Consider the following 1,145-nt stretch of genomic DNA (forward strand, 5'->3'; position numbering starts at 1 on the left):
AGCCAGTTGACAGAACTTAACGGATGTTTTAAGGTTGTGTTGTCAATCTTCGCGCTTCCTCAGGGAAGTTTGCCATCATGACTACTGTTATCCAACGTCGCTCAACCAGCAACGTGTGGGAGCAGTTCTGCGAGTGGGTCACCTCCACCGACAACCGTCTCTACATCGGTTGGTTCGGGGTGCTGATGATCCCCACCCTGCTGACTGCCACCACCTGCTTCATCATTGCCTTTATCGGTGCTCCCCCGGTGGACATCGACGGGATTCGCGAGCCTGTGTCTGGTTCTTTGCTGTACGGCAACAACATTATTTCTGGGGCGGTGGTGCCCTCTTCGGCTGCGATTGGTCTGCACTTTTACCCGATTTGGGAAGCCGCTTCTTTGGATGAGTGGCTGTACAACGGCGGCCCCTACCAGCTGATTGTGCTGCACTTTTTGATTGGGGTGTTTTGCTACATGGGCCGGGAGTGGGAGCTGAGCTACCGCTTGGGGATGCGTCCCTGGATTGCGGTGGCCTACTCGGCGCCGGTGGCGGCGGCGACGGCCGTGTTTTTGATTTACCCGATTGGTCAGGGGTCGTTTTCGGACGGGATGCCCTTGGGGATTTCGGGGACGTTCAACTTCATGTTGGTGTTCCAAGCGGAGCACAACATTTTGATGCACCCGTTCCACCAGTTGGGCGTGGCTGGCGTGTTTGGGGGTGCGTTGTTTAGTGCGATGCACGGGTCGTTGGTGACCTCGAGCCTGATTCGTGAGACTTCGGAAGAGGAGTCGCAGAACTTGGGTTACAAGTTTGGGCAAGAGGAAGAGACCTACAACATTGTGGCGGCGCACGGGTATTTTGGGCGGTTGATTTTCCAATATGCGTCGTTCAACAACAGCCGCAGCCTGCACTTTTTCCTGGCGGCGTGGCCTGTGATTGGGATTTGGTTTACGGCGCTGGGGATCAGCATCATGGCGTTCAACCTGAACGGGTTCAACTTCAACCAGTCGATTGTGGACAGCAACGGTCGTGTGGTTGGGACGTGGGCGGATGTGCTGAACCGTGCCAACCTGGGGATGGAAGTGATGCACGAGCGGAATGCGCACAACTTCCCGCTGGATTTGGCGGCGGTGGAAGTGGCGCCGGCCATCCGTGGCTAATCC

1 protein-coding gene is annotated in these 1,145 nt (G+C 56.6%); it reads left to right on the plus strand.

Annotated elements, in window-relative coordinates; translation table 11 throughout:
• The first annotated feature begins 77 nt into the window (after positions 1-77).
• Positions 78-1,142: a photosystem II q(b) protein gene (psbA, locus tag NW844_RS12825; protein ID WP_414336205.1), complete on the plus strand. Its 1,065-nt coding sequence runs from the start codon at positions 78-80 to the stop codon at positions 1,140-1,142.
• The last annotated feature ends 3 nt before the right edge of the window (positions 1,143-1,145 follow it).

It is taken from the genome of Synechococcus sp. H55.2, from assembly GCF_047462495.1.
Classification (GTDB): Bacteria; Cyanobacteriota; Cyanobacteriia; order Thermostichales; family Thermostichaceae; genus Thermostichus.